The sequence below is a fragment of the Burkholderia sp. B21-005 genome, assembly GCF_020843965.1.
GTDB lineage: Bacteria > Pseudomonadota > Gammaproteobacteria > Burkholderiales > Burkholderiaceae > Burkholderia > Burkholderia ambifaria.
The window spans coordinates 1,540,933-1,556,267 of record NZ_CP086301.1 but is presented as its reverse complement, the minus strand read 5'-3'; the positions used below and the strand labels follow the sequence as shown (position 1 = coordinate 1,556,267).

The 15,335-nt window shown below is 60.1% G+C and carries 18 protein-coding genes; all 18 read right to left on the bottom strand.

What is annotated here, in order from left to right; genetic code table 11:
• Positions 1-2: 2 nt before the first annotated feature.
• Positions 3-566 (bottom strand): phage baseplate assembly protein V, encoded by a 564-nt coding sequence (locus LMA02_RS07360; RefSeq protein WP_228907464.1) that lies wholly within the window; start codon positions 564-566, stop codon positions 3-5.
• Positions 566-1,708, bottom strand: a complete 1,143-nt coding sequence (locus tag LMA02_RS07355) for a phage baseplate assembly protein (RefSeq protein ID WP_228907463.1) — start codon at positions 1,706-1,708, stop codon at positions 566-568. The genes LMA02_RS07360 and LMA02_RS07355 overlap by 1 nt, the downstream gene beginning before the upstream one ends.
• On the bottom strand, positions 1,708-3,264 hold the full coding sequence (locus LMA02_RS07350) for a phage tail tip lysozyme (RefSeq protein WP_228907462.1): 1,557 nt from the start codon (positions 3,262-3,264) through the stop codon (positions 1,708-1,710). The genes LMA02_RS07355 and LMA02_RS07350 overlap by 1 nt, the downstream gene beginning before the upstream one ends.
• A 16-nt stretch (positions 3,265-3,280) precedes the next feature.
• The gene (locus LMA02_RS07345; protein ID WP_228907622.1) at positions 3,281-4,705 is read right to left on the bottom strand and encodes a DNA circularization protein; all 1,425 of its coding nucleotides are present in this window, start codon (positions 4,703-4,705) and stop codon (positions 3,281-3,283) included.
• Positions 4,706-4,868: 163 nt separating this feature from the next.
• On the bottom strand, positions 4,869-5,429 hold the full coding sequence (locus LMA02_RS07340; RefSeq protein ID WP_228907461.1) for a phage tail assembly protein: 561 nt from the start codon (positions 5,427-5,429) through the stop codon (positions 4,869-4,871).
• A gap of 3 nt (positions 5,430-5,432) precedes the next feature.
• A complete protein-coding gene (locus LMA02_RS07335) occupies positions 5,433-5,807 on the bottom strand; it encodes a phage tail tube protein (RefSeq protein ID WP_175738546.1) in 375 nt (124 codons plus the stop codon).
• 60 nt (positions 5,808-5,867) lie between these two features.
• Entirely contained in the window at positions 5,868-6,584 is a 717-nt protein-coding gene (locus tag LMA02_RS07330) for an HNH endonuclease signature motif containing protein (protein ID WP_228907460.1), read from the bottom strand.
• A 58-nt stretch (positions 6,585-6,642) separates the two neighbouring features.
• A complete protein-coding gene (locus LMA02_RS07325; RefSeq protein ID WP_228907459.1) occupies positions 6,643-8,127 on the bottom strand; it encodes a phage tail sheath subtilisin-like domain-containing protein in 1,485 nt (494 codons plus the stop codon).
• On the bottom strand, positions 8,124-8,303 hold the full coding sequence (locus tag LMA02_RS07320) for a DUF2635 domain-containing protein (protein WP_175738542.1): 180 nt from the start codon (positions 8,301-8,303) through the stop codon (positions 8,124-8,126). The genes LMA02_RS07325 and LMA02_RS07320 overlap by 4 nt, the downstream gene beginning before the upstream one ends.
• Positions 8,304-8,315: 12 nt before the next feature.
• A complete protein-coding gene (locus LMA02_RS07315) occupies positions 8,316-8,915 on the bottom strand; it encodes a hypothetical protein (RefSeq protein ID WP_175738539.1) in 600 nt (199 codons plus the stop codon).
• Positions 8,908-9,246: a head-tail joining protein gene (locus LMA02_RS07310; protein WP_228907458.1), complete on the bottom strand. Its 339-nt coding sequence runs from the start codon at positions 9,244-9,246 to the stop codon at positions 8,908-8,910. Before LMA02_RS07310 ends, LMA02_RS07315 begins: the two co-directional genes overlap by 8 nt.
• Positions 9,246-10,283: a major capsid protein gene (locus tag LMA02_RS07305; RefSeq protein WP_228907457.1), complete on the bottom strand. Its 1,038-nt coding sequence runs from the start codon at positions 10,281-10,283 to the stop codon at positions 9,246-9,248. Before LMA02_RS07305 ends, LMA02_RS07310 begins: the two co-directional genes overlap by 1 nt.
• A gap of 63 nt (positions 10,284-10,346) precedes the next feature.
• Positions 10,347-10,994 carry a head decoration protein gene (locus LMA02_RS07300; RefSeq protein WP_228907456.1) on the bottom strand — a complete coding sequence of 216 codons (648 nt, stop codon included), beginning with the start codon at positions 10,992-10,994 and terminating at the stop codon, positions 10,347-10,349.
• Between the two features lie 34 nt (positions 10,995-11,028).
• Complete coding sequence (locus LMA02_RS07295; RefSeq protein ID WP_175738531.1) at positions 11,029-11,685, bottom strand: DNA primase; 657 nt, start codon at positions 11,683-11,685, stop codon at positions 11,029-11,031.
• Positions 11,686-11,711: 26 nt separating this feature from the next.
• A complete protein-coding gene (locus LMA02_RS07290; RefSeq protein WP_175738529.1) occupies positions 11,712-12,590 on the bottom strand; it encodes a S49 family peptidase in 879 nt (292 codons plus the stop codon).
• A complete protein-coding gene (locus LMA02_RS07285; RefSeq protein WP_175738527.1) occupies positions 12,587-13,366 on the bottom strand; it encodes a GIY-YIG nuclease family protein in 780 nt (259 codons plus the stop codon). The genes LMA02_RS07290 and LMA02_RS07285 overlap by 4 nt, the downstream gene beginning before the upstream one ends.
• 47 nt (positions 13,367-13,413) lie before the next feature.
• Positions 13,414-15,084, bottom strand: coding sequence for a phage portal protein (locus LMA02_RS07280; protein ID WP_175738525.1), 1,671 nt, complete (start codon positions 15,082-15,084; stop codon positions 13,414-13,416).
• Entirely contained in the window at positions 15,084-15,329 is a 246-nt protein-coding gene (gene gpW / locus LMA02_RS07275; protein WP_175738523.1) for a gpW family head-tail joining protein, read from the bottom strand. The genes LMA02_RS07280 and gpW overlap by 1 nt, the downstream gene beginning before the upstream one ends.
• Between the last annotated feature and the right edge of the window lie 6 nt (positions 15,330-15,335).

Genomic DNA, 15,335 nt, shown 5'->3' with positions numbered 1-15,335 from the left:
CATCACTCCTGCTGCGCCGGGACTTCCGACGTAATCGTGCTGCTACCGCCCTGCACGTTCTTCACCTGATGGTTGTGGCCGTTGAAGATCAATCGATCGCCAGCCATGCTGCGGCCCGTCGTATCGCAGTTGTCGACGATGTCGCCGGTACATTCGAACCGTACGGTCTCGGCCCGAATTTTCGGTGTGTTCGTCAACGTGATCGGCTTGCCGCCGCCATTCACAACAATTCCACTCGCGGAGAGGTACACCGACTGCCCCTTGTCGTCATGAATTGCGACTTCCCCAGTCGACAAGCCCACAAGCCGATACTTCGCATTGGACGTTGCGATCACGATTCCATCGTTGCGATCACCGTTTTTCGAACCGATGATTGCCTGCGTCCCGGCCGGCGGATTCGACGTGTAGCCGTATTCCGCGAAGCGCGGAATATCCGGAAGCAGCTCCAAGCCGTTCACGCGAACCTGCATGGTCTGCACCTTTTTCGAATCGTCGACGAGCGTGATCGTGCCGCGCGCCATCATCAAGAGAATTCGGCGCGCAAGCCTGTTGAGCTGATCAAGCACTATCCCTCCGCGGGGGTTTGAATCGATTCGTCCATCGGCAGCGTGTCGAGCGCGACCGGCTCTGGCAGGAATCCTTGCCGCGGCCCGAACACGAGCTCGGCGTGCGTGCCGTTTTCATTCAGGATGTACGACACTTCAGCGAGCAGGAGCATCGTCCCGTCTGGAACACCCACTGCGCCGGCTGACACCGGGTAGTTGATGTTCGGCGTCCACGGAACGCCGTCCGCATCGCGCCAGTTATCGACCATGGTGCGGACACGCCGCGAGCGGCCATATGCACGCGATGCCATCCAGTTCACTCGCTTTTCGACGAACTGCCGGTCTGTCGCGCTCTGCTCCGATACGAAGTAAGTCGGTCTGAGCCTGCCCGTTGTGCTTTTCGCGATGACGGTCACGACTGGCAGATTCTCGACACCCTCGTCGTCGGCGGCCATGCTGTATGCACTCAAAACGGCGTTGAACGTACTGAATGTGCCGAGCGTCGTCTTCGTGCAAACGATGGCCTCGATGTTCTCGCCGAGAGCAACGCCTGAATCGCCTTCCTCGGTGCCCGCCGTCGAGATCACCAGTTCACCAGCGGCCCCTTCGTAGACGAGAACGCCGCAATACCGGGCGTAACGCTCGATGACTTCCCACGCCGTCTCGGTAATGCTGACGAGCTGTCGCGGCAGCACCGGAATCTGATCGAGCAATTTCTGCGTTGCGTCGTCGGCGACCATCACCTTCACGGAATATGGCTGGGCGATCGCCGTGCAAAGCTCTACCAGCTTCGTGTTCGCATTGATCTTGTCGATCCGACAGGAACAATCAATCAGATCGGCCAGCTTCCCGCGACCGGAAATCCGAACGTCGTGCGTTCGCGGAGTCATGATCGTTTCGATCGTTTCGACATAGCCCGTCAGGACGACGTCGTCGCCGATCGAAACCTTGATCGGGGCGCCCTCTTTGGAAACGAGCTTGAGCGTGTTCGCGTCAGCCGAGCACGTGAGATCGAACGATGACGTCCCGAATTCGATCGAGCGCGAGATCCGAACGCTTTTCCACCCAGTGAGCGAAAGTCCGTCCTGCGTCAACAGCACGCGGACTTCGTCTGCCGCGGGCTTCGCGCCCATGGCATCGACGATACGGTCTGCGTTCGACATCAGAAATTGCCCGGTGAATATGCGTATTGGTCGCCAAGCGGCGCTTGTTGTCGGTCGGTCTTCATGTCCGTCTCAACGTTCGGAGACGAGGTCACGTTCGCACTCGTGCCGGCGGGAGGGTTCTTGTGCACGATTTCGATGCGGACCTTTCCCGGCTCACCGGTTGCCGGCCCAAGCTCCGAATCCAGTTGGCGTGCAATCCCAGCCCGCAAATTCGCTTCATTTGGATTTTTCGGACGCTCGTATAGCGAAGAAACAACGGAGGCGGCGCCTTCAGATGTGTTCGACTGCATGAGCGCGTTGCCGGCAGTCCTCTCGTTGTTTTTCAACTCCCACAACGAGAATCCCATCTGCTCTTCAGGTTTGGCGAGTTCCAGCGGACGGCCGAATGCCTTTTCGTATAAGGCTTGTCGATCCGGATGCCACTGGAAAAGGCCAACAGCCTTTCCGTTGTCACCGACTTCTCGCTCGTTAAATCGGCTTTCACGACTCGCGTTCGCGGCCATGCCGATCGCTTGTTCGCGCGAAAGACCATGATTTACGTACCATTCGACCATCGAGCGCGCCTGCTCGAGCTGCGCGCCATTACCGACGGATGTCTTCGTGTTCAGCTGCGACATCGTGTACGGCCCGCGGCCGCGCAGCGAATTCCCGAATCGCTCGAACCCGTCCCAAATACGCTGTTCGGCACCATCCGATCCGTTCGGCTGCGCCTGCGGACGCCCGCGGCCGCTCGACGCATCGAAGAAGAACTGAATTCCGTTGAGGACCGAATTGAGAGCGGGCTCAAGGTCGCTCAGAACCGTCGTCTTCAGCCGCTCATAGGTGATGCTCAGCTTTGCCGATGCGTCCGCATATTCGCGGGCGCGCTGAATATCCTGCTCCGTCGGAATGTAGGCTTTGGCAGCCTGCAGATCCGCCGCAACCTGTCCTGGTCCCCGGTTCAGGAAATCAATCAGCGACCCGGCTCCAGCAGCATTGAGGAAATTCTGTGCGCCTCCATACTTGCCTTGCTTTCGAAGCGCTTCAGAGTAGGCCGCGAGCTTCGTCAGCACCGACTCAAGCGACTCCATCCGGTAGGGGCTTGTTGAGATTCCGGCGTACTGGAATCGCTTCAGGGCCTCTGGATTGCGGTTGTTGACCGCATCGCTATACGTTTGCCGAACTTGCTCGATTCCTGAATTCGCCTGCTCGGGCGACAATCCTGCCAGGCGCCCGGCATACTGAACGCCATAGGCGGTCGTCGTCGGCAACCCCGTTCGAATCCCGAGGTTGTTCATCGAGCGCACCGACGACGCCCATTGCGACTCCATCTGTGCGATTTTCATCGTCAGCGCTGTCACGCCACCGATGATTCCCGCCTTGCCGACAAAGCTTGCGATCTCTGAAATCGCGCCGCTGTTCGAGGAAAACCCAAGCGAAATTGAGCGCCCGATGTTGCTCAGGCCACCCTTATTCGCTTGCGCCTGGAGCTTTGCCAGACTGTTCTGGACCTTCCCGATTGGGCCGGACGCCTGGTTATTCGCGGTAATCGCGATCGAAATTTTGCTCGCCATAGCCGCGGCTCGGTTCTCAGTTCGCTAATGCCTTAAACGTGGTCGGGAAAAACGCTGGATGCACGGGATCCGCCTCGGAAACGAGTTCGTCAGCCCGCGTTGGATCGCGATAAATTCGCGTCGCGAGGGCCAGCGACGGCATCGGCTGCGCAACCTCGAACGTCTTGATCGACGAAAGCGCTGCCCCCCTCCTGTTGAGATCGGCGACGACCGCTGCACGGAGCGCCGACAACGCCTCATAGGTTTGATCGGCACCGCTGTCGCCCGCGATGGCCATCTCCGAATCGATCAACCCGGTAACGAAATCTCGAATCTGCGCTGCGTCGTCGCTCGAGCGCGGTTGATAGGAGGCAGACGCTTGCGCGACCGCTCCGATCGAGGTGCGCCGGAACAGATCTGCACAAGCACCCTCGACGCCGCCCATTGCCATGCCGATCACCGACGTCGTTGTGTCATTCGCCGGCGAAAACGTAGCGAGCTTGGCCAACAAGCGTATCGAATCACTCGGATCATTCGTGGCCGCGAGCACAGCGCTCGTCACGCCCTGAACCGCCGCGGTGAAATTGTCGACGCTTGATGCACTGAAGCTTTGCGCGGCGGCGTCCAGGGTTGCGCCTGCGGTTACCACGCTTGCCCTGGCAGCTGTCGCACCTTCTATCAAGGACTGAATCGATGCATCGGAGAATGCGGGTATGCTCGGCGATCGGCCAAAGGACACGCCCGAAACGCTTCCAAAAAATCTACCGAAATCGCCGGGCAGGCTGAATAGCGTCTGGAACAGGTTCCTTGCATCGCCGACCAGATCGTTCGCAAACGAATACCATCTGATGGTCGTGTTTGCGATCTTCCCCAGAACGGCTGCGCCTCGTGAAATTTCTCCGAGCGCAGTACGAGCAAAATCGAATGCTGCCGCTACATTTAGCCCGGTAATCGATGTCAATACCGATTCCAGCGTTGCAACTTCCGCAGTCGGATATTGCCTCTTGCCGCCCTCGACAAAATCGAACTGGAATTCGAAGTACCGACCCTTCTCCCAATGCTCGACGCTCCGAAAGTCCATCAGGCTCACGGTGCGTCGGCCGAGCGTCGGGTGTACGAGCTCGCCATCGCCGATGGCTTCGCACGCGGCGATCATGACGTCGCGTTGCGCGATGACGTTGTCGCCAATGACGAATCCGAGCATCCGGATACGTCGAGTACCACGCCCCAGATCCTCGGCCCACGGCTCATCACGCTGGGGATACTCGTGCAGTTGTTGCCGTCGACCGAATGAGGAACTTCCGCCCAGCGACACGAACGGGATGTTCCTAAACGATGCCGGGCGCAGCTGATCGAAATACGATCCAGGCGATCCGCCCAATCGAGCCGCAAGCGAGTTCGCGAGATTGGAGATACCAAATGCCGCGGCCCGTACAGCGCTAGCTGCATTTTCGACATCCATCAACTCACCCCAATCCTCTTGCCGAGGCGTCGTGCCCGCTCGAGCCAGCGAAGCGTCTCGGTTTCAGTCATATCCTCGACCGCGTCAGGCGAGAACCGCATCATGTGCGTCAACTCGGCAAGCCGGTCATCCCACCATTCCGGAATCGAGGTTCTTTCGGCGATCAGTCGTCCGAGTCCGGTGACCGCCGAACCTGAAAACCGTTGAAATAGCCGATTGCCTCGAGGAAATCGCGCGCGCACAGCCCGCGCACCGCGCTCTTCGGAACCTTCCCGATCATGCTGATCATGGCGACGGCGCCGGCGAACGGGCCGCCCGCCTCGGCCGCTTTCCGCTTCTGCCGGTTCGTCGGCTCGCAAAGCGTCAGCGACGCGATGTTGAGCGGGCTGTCGTCCGTCGTCAGCCGCACCGGCTGCGAGAGCGTCAAAACGATCTCGTCGGGGCTGGCTGTCGGATTTCGTGCGGCATCGTGCCCGAACGAGGCAATGAAATCTTCCGCCTCGTCGATCTGGCTCCCATACATCTGGTCGATCACGTCGACCGGGACACCACTGAGGATCGCGACCAGTGCGATCGATGTACCGAACACGCCAGCCGATCGCTCTGCCGACTCATAGTCGCCGGCCAGCGGCTCGCGGAGCGTGATCTCGGTGACGATTTTTTCGTCCGCACCCTTGCCGTACGTCAACGGTTTTCGCAGGACGATGGTTTTCGTATCACTCATCGATCACTGCTCCGTAACGGCGCCCTGGAGACCTTCCCAGCGGCACGTGAACTTTGCTTCCGTCGTATCGACTTCCTGCGCCTCGGTCGTCCACATATTCCGGCCGATCACCGTTTTTCCGTTCGCGAGCTCGAGCACGAGGGTGACACTGCGCATCGCGTTGAACGCGGCAAGGCTCAAACCGCCCGAGTCGCGAATCGAAGCGCTGATGTACGGCGGCTTCGGCATTTCGCTGAAGCCATGCACCGTGTCCTGTCCGGATTTCGACTCGCGCGTGACGCTGCCGACGTCGTACTTCAGCTCGCCTTCGACCTGATAGTTCACCCCGTCGGCGGTCAGGTACGCGGTACCGGCAATGAGGCCCGTGTTGTTCGCCATAGATGGCTCTCCAGAAATATAAATGGCACATCAAATTGCCACTGAAATTAAAATCTGCGGCTATGCAACCAGCAGGTCCTCAATCAGCTTGTTATGCTTGCTGAGGTTCTCCGTCGCAGTCACAACACGAAGATTATTCTCGACATGCAACCCGCATACCTTTCGCCCACGCAAAGGAACGATATGGTCGACGTGATGATCAACGCCTGTTTTCTTCGTCTTCCTTTCAGCCTCACGATATAACAGCGCGATAGCCGATGGATCAGCCCAGCGAGGCGTGGCCCTGATCAACTCTGCTCTGCGACTGGCATTCCTAGCTATGTAATCCGCCTTATTTTCGGAATAATGGGCGAATTTTGAAGCACGGACACGCTCCGGAAACATCTCTCGATATTTGGCGCGCGCGGCACGCACCTCATCGCCGTGAAGCACGTACCACGCTTTCTTCCTTTCAGAAATCACACGATAGTTCTCAGCATATCGCTGTGCTCGCCTAGCCTTCACAGAGGCTGAATTCTCAACGCGGTATTGGGTCACACGAGCCTTGATTTCTTCTCGCTTGCTCTCGTACCGTTTTCGCTCTCGATCCAGACGTTTCTGTCTGTATTCGGGATCGTTGTCGTATCGAGATTTCAGATATTTTTTATTGAAGCATGGCCTGCAACATCCACGCAGGCCGAATCTCCCGCCCTTTTGCGCGGAGAAAAACTCGACGGTTGCCGGCTTAGATTGCCCGCATTGAGTGCAGATCTTTGTGGTGATACCTTCCCCATCCACGACTATCCCCTAACGATCAAAAACCCGGCGGGCCGGTAGCAAGTCGGGCTTCTGAAACTTACGATGTCGTCAAACGGAACTGCGCGAGCAGCGCGAGGATCCGCAATTGGTTGATGAGCGTAGCCGGGTACAGGACATTCACTCTGTTCGGATTGCTCGAATCCTGCTCGACAATGATTACCTCAGCGAATGCATCGCTGCCCTGGACGTAGCCCTCGTACTCCATCTGGCGGTATTCCGCGATCTGATCCGCCTTGATGATCTTCGGCGTCACGATCGCGGAGCCCGGCGCGAAGCGAGTTCCGTCGGCCGCCAGCTTCACGCGCGCGTATTTCGACGTCACGAGCGTCCGCAGACGCCGCAGCACGTATGCGAGCAGGAACATCGTCTCGATCTCGAGATAGCTGTTGTCCGGCTGCCCGAATGCGTTCGTCTGGTACGTCGTGATCAGGTTCTCGATCGCGACCGTTCCGTCGTCCGCAACCGTGAACGTCGAAATGCCGTCGTACAGCAGCGTATTGCGCTGACTCAGGTTGAAGCGCGACTGCAGCGGGGGCGCCGAAACGCCCGTGAGCGCCACGGTCTGCATCGGAATGCCCGGGTCAGCACGAACGCTGACTGCCGTCACGGCCGCGACCGCCGCCGCCCATTGCCACGACGGCGTCGGCGAATCGTTGAACCCCATCACGGACTCGTGCTGGTTGTTCCGCGCAGTACCGAACGTCGTCAGGCTCGCCCAAGTGCCGCGATAGGCATAGAAGGCATGCCCGAAGACCTGCTGCTGCCAGCTCCATCGCCCCGTCGAATCGTTGAGGAACGCCTTGATGGCATCCATCGACGTCGTGTCGGTGAACGCACAGGCGATGAAGTCGAACGGCATGTCCAGCAAATTGCCGAGCGCCGTCGTGAGCGTCGGGTTCGTCGCACCGGACGCCATCGCGGTGATCGCCGCGGTCAGGCCGGTCGGCAGCACTTCACCGCCCGGAGCACCCTGCTTGTTGAAGCGGATGTCGATGTCGTTACCGACGAGCCCCTTGTTGTCGGCCGTCAGGTTCACCGTGCTCGTCGACGCCACAGCCGTGACAGGCATCGCCGGGATCAGGTTGATCGCCGCCGCGACAGCCGTCGCAATCTGCGCTGTCGTCATGCCTTGCGTCACCGGCACGGAGACCAGTTGATCAGCGATATAGAGCGAGATCGTGCCGTTGGCCGTCGGCGCTGCCGTGAACGCGATGGAGCCGGTAGCAGCCACTGCGCCGGCGGCATCTGCGAGAGGCAGACACCAGAGCTCGCCGAATTGATCGTTCTGGCGATACTTCGCTGCCATCAACGCCAAGACGGAGTTCGCACCGAACTGCGTATTTGCATCACCGGTGCCAGCCGACAGCAACGGAATGTTCGCCGTCGCCGCGCCGGTCGTCATCGGACCGATCAGCAGCGCGCGTTGGTTCGTCACCGCCGTATTGGCGCGCGAGTTGTCGATTTCAGCGAAGAACAACGGCGTCCGGACGTTCTGCGGGATCTGCTTGAAAGGCACCGTCATTGCTTGTCACCTCCGCGAGCTTGCGCGGGAGCCGCCGTAGCGATCACGACGTCACCGTCGGCCGCAGCGCGGTTCCAAAAAATATCGTTGTCCGGCACTTCGATACCTTCGTCCGGCAGGAATTGCTTCGTGACCGGGTGCCTCACCTTGAGGCCCGGCGCAGGTTTGACGATCATTCGTCGCTCCTTTTAGGGGAATGTGGCTTTGACGAAGCCTTCCGCGCGGCCGTCTGGGCCTTCGGTTCTAGGCGCGGGCGTGACTGCGTCCGGGAACGGCGGATTCGGGTATGTGCCAGTCGGATCGGCGACGTTGACCAGATCAGCAGTCAGGTCGATCTCTGCCAGCTGCGCCGTCACGTCGGGGTAGAACGTTTCGTACATCTGCACACCGAGCGAAATCAGCATTCCGCCGATGTGCGTCTCACCCTCAGCGCTCACATCCGTCTGTGTGCGCATGAACGGGAAGTCCTGCGCGAGGTTGCGCAGCGGCACGCTCTTAAAAATCGCCGCCTCGATGTCAGCCTGGAGTCCTTCGAGCGCGAGGAGCGCTGCCGGACCAGAGACAGCGGACACCTCCACACGGATCTCGAAGACGCTCGTCGTATCGAAGGCCGTCTGACCAGAATTGCCAAGCGACTTTTTCTCTTCGACGCCGTACCGGACCTTGATCGCCGGAAGCTTCGACGCCGGCACGTTCCAGTCACCGGGCGAATACAGATGCGCGCTCACCATGCCAAGCACGGAAAGCAACGCCGCGCGGAATTCCGCGCGCGCGGTCTGATCAGACATCGGTTTGTCCCGGCACGTTAAGCATCAGGCGAGCGCCGCCCTTGCCATCGGAATGAACCTCTCGCACTTCCCATTGCTCGCCAGTTCCAACGATCTGAAGGTGATCGCCTTGCTGGGGTAGGTAGCTCGACGGGAATTGCGAAAGCTGCACGCCAAGCGTCGGTTGAGATGTCGAGACCAGCGATCCGGTCTCGACGTCGACGGCGAAGAACGCCTTGTCGTAAACACCCGTGACCTGGAATGACGCGCCGATAATCGACGTGTACGCCACCGGCTCGCTAAAGACACCCATCAGCGGACCGATGACAACTGCATCCCAGTTGACGGGCATTACGCCTCCGATCGGCCGCTGAACAGGACTTCAGGGCGGGTGCAGATGTGGAGCGGATAGCTCGACACTTCCATCTTCCACCACTCGTTGCGGTCACGATCCATGATCGGCACCACGTAGACCGGCTTACCGGGCGTGTTGACCCACTGGAACGACTCGCCCGGGGCGAGCGCGCGGCGGAAGATCCCGGGAGCGCCGACCGGGAAGAACTTGACCTTGTCGTCGGCAATCTTGATCGTCGTGTTGTCGTCCGAACCGCGGTAGTTCAGCCAGCGGATGCCACCGAATTCGAATGCCTGGAATGCGCCGCCGGAATTGCCACCGCGGATCTCGACAGCGTCGCTCCAGTTCACGAACGTACGGATCACGTCCGGATGGTTCACGAACGCGTCGTAGAACGCGTCGCCGCACAGCGCGAAGATCTTCGTCGACGGCGTGAAAGCACCCTGCGCCTTGCGCGCCATCGAACGAGTAATCTGGTTGCAGAGCGGGCGCAGCGAGTTCGCCGTAGCAGCCGCGAGGTTGAACCCGACTTCGGTCGCCGGCGTAATGCCGAACTCCTGAAACCAGTCGTACTTCACGGTGCCGTCGGCATCCGTGAACTTGCCTTGCACCGCCGCCAGACGCTGGAATTCCCAGGTGTACTCGATGTTCTTCAGCAGACCGGTCGGCCCAGCGAGTCGCCGTGCGACTTCGTCCTGCACCTGCATCAGTTCCGACTCGGTGCCGAACGCGCGGATGTTCTGCAGCTCGTTCGCGTAGATCGTGTCCGCGTGACGCAGCCGCGGCACGTCGAAGTAGCGCGCCTGGCGCTTTTCGGTCGTGCGCTGCGTTCCTTCTTCGCCACGCTCGCTCAGCGGAATCACCACGAGCTGACCTTGGCGCTGCTCGACAACCAGCGCGGTCGTGCGGATGGGATCGTCGTCGAAGATGCCCAGCTCTCCCAGCGTCTGCGGCTGGTACGGGTACTTGTCGACCGCCGCAGTCAGCGAGACGGTCGAGAAAGGATCCTGATTGAAAATGTCAAGCGATGCCATTGAACGGCTCCTTCAAATGAAAAAGCCGCCCGAAGGCGGCCTGTCGTTTTCGAGTTGTGCGGATCAGCGCGGGATGATCTTCAACGCGAGCAGCGCAGCGAGAGCGGCGGTCTGTGCGGGTGCATCCATCGATGCATCCCACACGAGTTCCGACATGTTCACTTCGCAGTCGCGCACGACCAAAGCGCCCGGCGTGTCGTTCAGCGTCGCGTCGACGAGCCCGAACGAGATACCCGCAGCGATCTGCGATCCGTCCGTTGCCGTCTTCGTGCACGGCACCCACTTGCCCGAGCCAGCGGCAACCGTCACGGTGAAGCTGTCACCGGCGACGAATGCCGTCCCGCCGGCAGTGATGGTGAAGCCGAGGCCGCCCGCGTTGAATGCAACGCCCGTCGTGCCGTGACCTACTTCCTTGCCGGTCGGGTCGGATACGACGAAGTGCGTCGCATCGTCAAACTCGACGGCATAGGCACCGGCCTTGGCGGCGCCAACCGTGATCGTGCCGAAAGTACCGTTGCCCGTATTCGTGCCGAGCGCAGCGGCAACAGCCGATGTGCCGACCGTCTGCTGACCCATCACCGTGCCAGGCTGCACCTTGACAGCGCCGGTGAAAGTCCCGCGATCGATGTGCCGGTGGCCGCGCGGCTGCGAGACCAGAAAGCCACCCGGGTGCCATTGCTCGTACAGAGGCGAGCGAGAAACGTAGCTCATGAGAGCTCCTTAGATGAGGATGTGAGAGATACGCTTACGCGCGCTTGCCCGAAGCTTTTGAGAAGGCGCGATCCCAGCCAGCCGACGCTTCTCGCTGCGGGTTGCGGAGCAGCTCGCCGCCTGCACCGAGTTGCGGGTTGCGATCCGCACGGCGCTGCGACTGTGATGCCGTCGATGCGCCCGGCGACGAGCCAAGAATCGACAGCGCTTCCTGACGCGTCATGCGCGTCTTGAAGGCAAGGTTTGCTGCCAACTCGACATTGCGAGCTGCATGCTTCGAACCCATGATTGCCGCGCAGCGTGCCTGCTCACGGCGACGAGCACGTGCGACGGCACTCTTGCCCCGCATTTCGTCGTCGTCATCTTCCGCATCCGGGTCAGCGTCGTCATCACCCTCATCAGATTCGTCGTCTTCTGCGCGCTTTCCCTTCTTGCCCTTGCCCGAGTCGTTTTCGATCTCGTCGTCCTCGTCCTCCGCGTCGGGATCGTCGGTGCGGTCCTCGGCGCGCTTGCCCTTTTTGCCTTTCGAGCCAGTCGAATCGCCGTCGTCGCGATCCTGCTCTTCTTGATCGTCGTCTTCAGCGCGCTCGTCATCCTCTTGACGATCGTCTTCGGCTCGCGCGCCGCGGGGTTTGATACCGGCGAGATGGGCGAACGAGAGCCCGCGCGCCGCAAGGGTGCGAATACTCATGAAATATCCTTTCGGGGTGGGTAATGTCAGCCCAGCTCTTTCAGCAGGGATCGGAACGCTTCGTCCGGCGCCATGACAGCGTCAGCGAAGCCGATCTCGACGCCAGCGGCGCCGAGAAAGGTGGTTGCCTGCGTCTTGCGAACGACGTCGGCAGATAGATTGCGGTTTCGGGCGACCGTTGCAACGAAGAGTTCCCCCATTTCGTCGACTTCGGCCTGGTATCGGTCGAGCGCCTCTTTCGAAAGAGGGTTGAACTGGTTTCCGTCGGCCTTGCGATCACCGTATTTGATGATCGTGACCGTCAGGCCAGCCTTGTCGATCGCCTTGCTTTGATCGACATGCATGCAGATCACGCCCACACTGCCAGTTCCCCCGGTGCGGGGTACCGTGATCTGCTCGCAAGCGCTTGCAAGCGCATACGCTGCGCTATATGCCGATTCGTTCAGTATTGCGAGCGTCGGCTTGATGCTGCGTGATTCGTAGATCAGGTCGGCGAGATCGAAAACTCCAGAAACTTCCCCACCAGGAGAGTCGATCGACAGTGCAATCGCCTTGACTTTCTTGTCATCAAGCGCGGAGAGAAAGTTGTGGCGAATTGCGTTGTACCCGAGCATCCCGGAGTACGGTCGAAGGCTACTGCTTTTCTGGACGAGCGTTCCGGACACGTCGATCACCGCAACACCTTGCGTCAGATCGTATGGAGTTTCCTCGTATTGCTCGCTCGGCCCGTCATCCCACTCGTCGTAAGCCATCGGCTTCACGACGAGTGGCGATTCACCCGCGAACGCCACCTCAGAGATGCCGAATCGACTAGCAAGCACCTTCGCAATCACCTGTCCCTTAGTGGGATGAATCGCCAGCGGCACGTCAAAAACACGAGCTGCTGCAAACGGATAACTTTTCATTTCGGGCCACTCTCCAAAGCGGCTCGCTTCGCCGCGAATTGAGCCTTCGTGCGTTCTGCCTGCGCAGCCCTCATTTCAGGGGTCCATTTCGCACGTTGCGAAATTGAGTGCTTCGCTTTCCACTCGGGAGAAGATGTGGTCTTACGCAGCTTCTCTGCATGTGCCTCGATTCTTTCCGGCGTCATCTGTGCCCGCACTTGCGCAGAACGCGCAGCACGGCGCTCAGGTGTCCATACCTCAATCTGTTTAGCGCGATTAAGCGCAAGCATCTCCGGCGAATTTGCCAGTTTCGACCGGCGCGCACGTTCTTCTGGCGTTTGACGCTCTGACATCTTCTTAGCCCACGCCGCTCGCCGCTCAGGCGTCCAACCGTCCTTCACCTTCTCGCTGAGACGCTTGCGGTATTCAGGCGTCATCCTCGCGGTTTGGCGCTCCGACAGCTGGCGGCGGAACGATTCCGAGAACTCGATTCCTGGAGTTCCTTCCCCGCCGTCAGTCTGATTCGTCAGGTCGCAGCCCGTGGCGCGATAGTGGGCGATCCAGAACTGCTCGCGCTCTATCCAATCCGCGCCAGCAGTGGCGATGCATTCGATAATCGGCCGCAGGCCGGCCGCCGTGAGTCCAGAAATCCAACAGTCTCGGTGCGTTCTCTTTGCCGCGCTTCGAAGAATATGAGCGTTCAATCTTCGCGCGAGACTTTGCACTGTCTTGCCAACATATCGAACTGCATTCGTGCGCGGATCACGAAGCACGTAAATCTTCGTTTCTCTTTCCATTCTTCTGAGGCTGAAACGAAAACGCGCCCCGGAGGACGCGTTGATGACTATTGCGGTTGCGGGGTCGGCTCCGGCCTTCCGGCCTCGGCTACGGCGACCTCGCCCGCCCACTCGGGAGGATTGAGACCGAGTTCCTTGAACATCTTCACTTCGAGCGCGCGCTGGTGCAGCACTTCTTCCCAATCGCGGCCCTGCTCCTTCGCTTCATCGCGAAGCGTCGAGAGTCCGCCATCCATCCGCATCACGGCACCGGCCGCTTCCTTGGTGACATCGACGTATCCACGTCCGACTCCGAGCCAGTCGCAGCGCGAATACTCTGTCGACGCTTCGATATAGTCTGGCGCGTTGCGCGGCAGGACGTCGTCGAGATGCCCGCTTTCCATCGCTTCTCGAAGCCAGCAGGCGTAAATCGGCGACGCGGTCCCGACCTTGAAGTCTGCGCTTCGCCTGGATAGCGTCTTCCAACTTTCAAGCATTGCAGCTCGCGCGCTGGAATAGTTCGTGCGACTCCAGTCCTGCGTGATCTGCTCGGCAGACACGCCAAGAGCGGCCGCTATCGAGCGAAGCATCTCGTGAGCGAACTCGCCGAAGCCGCTGTGCGGATGCGCGGCGTTGACCTGCTTGATGTCTTCACCTGGTGCCAGCGTCGGGATACGAACGCTGTTGAGCATCGCTGGGCGTTCTTTCGCCCAGTCTGCGCGAAGATCCTGATAGAACCCGAGCTCTTCGCCGTCGCTGTCCATCGCCGATTCGATCATCTTCGGATCGAACGGGCTTGTCACATACGTGCTGAAGATCGTCGCGACGGTCGCAGCCTGCAGTTCAACGCCGTAATACCGCGCAAGCATCTTCGCGTGCGCAAGCACGGGGGTGAACACGCCAATGCCGCGGTTCTGCCCGGCACGGTCGCGCTCGAAATCATGAATCACGCGACGGAAGCCGTCGTCATCCTCTCGGACAACCCTCTCCCATTCCATCGACTCGACGGCGTTATACCAGTCGTTCTGGTGCGCCTTGCGGATGTGGTAAGCGATCGGGACGCCATAGTCATCGATCTCTACGCCGCCACGCAGATACTTCGTATCGACAATCTGGTACGGGTTCGACAGGCGATCGGGATCCACCAGAAGGAAACTCGTGGCATATCGTGCGCCACCTACGCCAACGCGCTCCGGCATCCAGTAGCTGATGAACAAGCTTTCGCCATCAATCAGCTTGTGGCGGAGTGCGAGGCGCAGCTGCTGCGACATCGTCAACTGACGGGAGACATCGTTGAAATGGCCGATGTCCTCTGAATAGCTGCGCCAGAGCGCTTCAACCGCGCGCCGGAACTCGTCGGCCCACGTTGCATCGAACCCGCTCGCGCGCATAGCGAGCGAGCGATAGTCAGGGTTTGCCGATAGCCGCAGATGCGCGCCGACGGTGTTATCCAGAATCCGTGTGATGCCGCCGCTTGCCCAGCCGTCGTTGCGCGCGAGATCGCGCGAACGCGCGACCATGCGGTCGCGAAACTGGTTGATCTCCGAATCCGGCGAACGGATGTACGGAAACCATTGACCCATCTCTGGCGTCTGGATGTTCGAGGCCTCGTACGGAAAGAGGCTCGAGTAAGGCGGCTGGGTGATACCCGGGCCGCCCCATCCAGAATCTGCACGCGCACGCCCTCCTGCCGGCAGGTCCGCGAACGGCTTGCCGGTGGAATCGACGATGAGTGACATCAGAAAAGAACCCTGCGTGCGCGTGGATAATGACAGATGATTCCGAGAGCCTTTTGTAGCATCTCGATTGCTTTGCGGATCTGTGTTATGTCGCCCTGCTGATACGTGACCGACTTCGTCCCGTCGCCCTGGTTGTACGTGGCCGTCACGATCTTCGCGCCTGACGACAGATCGAAGTAGGCCGCCTGAAGCGCAGCCAACCGCGACTGCATATCGGCAGTGCTCATCCCATCCGTGATAGCCATTTCGTT

Coding starts and splice junctions, on each gene's coding strand:
- LMA02_RS07355 (WP_228907463.1), bottom strand. CDS start 1,708: ATGTCGAACGCAGACCGTATCGTCGATGCCATGGGCGCGAAGCCCGCG.
- LMA02_RS07350 (WP_228907462.1), bottom strand. CDS start 3,264: ATGGCGAGCAAAATTTCGATCGCGATTACCGCGAATAACCAGGCGTCC.
- LMA02_RS07345 (WP_228907622.1), bottom strand. CDS start 4,705: ATGGATGTCGAAAATGCAGCTAGCGCTGTACGGGCCGCGGCATTTGGT.
- LMA02_RS07340 (WP_228907461.1), bottom strand. CDS start 5,429: ATGAGTGATACGAAAACCATCGTCCTGCGAAAACCGTTGACGTACGGC.
- LMA02_RS07335 (WP_175738546.1), bottom strand. CDS start 5,807: ATGGCGAACAACACGGGCCTCATTGCCGGTACCGCGTACCTGACCGCC.
- LMA02_RS07325 (WP_228907459.1), bottom strand. CDS start 8,127: ATGACGGTGCCTTTCAAGCAGATCCCGCAGAACGTCCGGACGCCGTTG.
- LMA02_RS07320 (WP_175738542.1), bottom strand. CDS start 8,303: ATGATCGTCAAACCTGCGCCGGGCCTCAAGGTGAGGCACCCGGTCACG.
- LMA02_RS07315 (WP_175738539.1), bottom strand. CDS start 8,915: ATGTCTGATCAGACCGCGCGCGCGGAATTCCGCGCGGCGTTGCTTTCC.
- LMA02_RS07310 (WP_228907458.1), bottom strand. CDS start 9,246: ATGCCCGTCAACTGGGATGCAGTTGTCATCGGTCCGCTGATGGGTGTC.
- LMA02_RS07305 (WP_228907457.1), bottom strand. CDS start 10,283: ATGGCATCGCTTGACATTTTCAATCAGGATCCTTTCTCGACCGTCTCG.
- LMA02_RS07300 (WP_228907456.1), bottom strand. CDS start 10,994: ATGAGCTACGTTTCTCGCTCGCCTCTGTACGAGCAATGGCACCCGGGT.
- LMA02_RS07295 (WP_175738531.1), bottom strand. CDS start 11,685: ATGAGTATTCGCACCCTTGCGGCGCGCGGGCTCTCGTTCGCCCATCTC.
- LMA02_RS07290 (WP_175738529.1), bottom strand. CDS start 12,590: ATGAAAAGTTATCCGTTTGCAGCAGCTCGTGTTTTTGACGTGCCGCTG.
- LMA02_RS07285 (WP_175738527.1), bottom strand. CDS start 13,366: ATGGAAAGAGAAACGAAGATTTACGTGCTTCGTGATCCGCGCACGAAT.
- LMA02_RS07280 (WP_175738525.1), bottom strand. CDS start 15,084: ATGTCACTCATCGTCGATTCCACCGGCAAGCCGTTCGCGGACCTGCCG.
- gpW (WP_175738523.1), bottom strand. CDS start 15,329: ATGGCTATCACGGATGGGATGAGCACTGCCGATATGCAGTCGCGGTTG.